Genomic DNA, 1,005 nt, shown 5'->3' with positions numbered 1-1,005 from the left:
AGCGACCTCTTCCTTATCAGGGAAGCGCTCTAACCGACTGAGCTATAGGCCCTTGCGCTCTCGCACCAAATAAGATTACCCAACGCAGTTGGACAATTCCAAACTGCCATCAGTGACAATCCTTACATTAGACGGATTTAGAGCGACCAGCACTTTCGTTTCGCAGGTTGGTTATTCGTCCATGAGGGTGACTCGCACGCCGCCCACAAGCGCAGCGACGAGATTATAAATGAGCGCACCTAGCGTGGATAGCGCCGTGAGGATCACGATGTTTACCACACCCACAAGAGTTGCCATGGACATCACCTGCGGCAGGCGAGCGTAGTCAAGTAGCTTGACGAACGATTCGGCACCAATACTGACCAGGAAGTGTTCGATGTCGGCAAATACGTGCATGCCATCGAGCATCAGCCAAATCACAAAAGACGCAATAACCGTTGCAATTGCAAATGCCACAGAAAGCATGAAGCTGACCTTCATGACGGTCCATGGATCAACTCGGGCAACTGCCAGCATTACCTGATGCGGGGTGTCCTGCTCCCAATCTTGCTGAACGTCAGATCGCGAGGCGTCGCTCATTCGTCACCTTCCTCATTTCGCGCCGCGGAATCGGGTTCGACTCCTTCGGCAACCTCAGTTGCGTTTTGCGCTTCCGCGGTTGCTGTGGCCTCATCACCTGAGTCTACTGCCTCGGAATCGTCATCCAACTGTGATTCCAAGTTTTTAGTGATTGCGATAATGCGGTCATCCTTGGAGGGGCGCGCGAAGGTCACGCCCTGCGTGTTACGACCGGTGCGCGGAACTTCGCTTACCGCGCTACGAACGATGTTGCCGCTCTCCATGATGACAAGCACTTCGTCCTCTTCGGTGACTTCAAGGCCAGCTACGAGGTCGCCGCGCTCATCCACGAGGTTCGCTACCTTGACGCCAAGGCCGCCGCGGCCGCGCGTCGGGTAAGTGTCGATAGCGGATCGCTTGGCGAATCCGCCTTCTGTGATGACAAGG

At 55.2% G+C, this 1,005-nt stretch carries 2 protein-coding genes; both read right to left on the bottom strand.

The genetic code is table 11. The annotated features are described in order from the left end of the window. Positions 1–171: 171 nt before the first annotated feature. Entirely contained in the window at positions 172–579 is a 408-nt protein-coding gene (locus tag HMPREF1627_RS01950; RefSeq protein WP_034500681.1) for a DUF3566 domain-containing protein, read from the bottom strand. Further along, the coding region (locus HMPREF1627_RS01945; protein ID WP_034500679.1) for a DNA gyrase C-terminal beta-propeller domain-containing protein at positions 576–1,005 on the bottom strand (430 nt) is incomplete at its 5' end. The genes HMPREF1627_RS01945 and HMPREF1627_RS01950, both read right to left, overlap by 4 nt.

The sequence above is a fragment of the Actinomyces sp. S6-Spd3 genome (assembly GCF_000758755.1).
Lineage (GTDB): Bacteria > Actinomycetota > Actinomycetes > Actinomycetales > Actinomycetaceae > Pauljensenia.
This window is presented reverse-complemented; position numbering and strand designations above follow the sequence as displayed.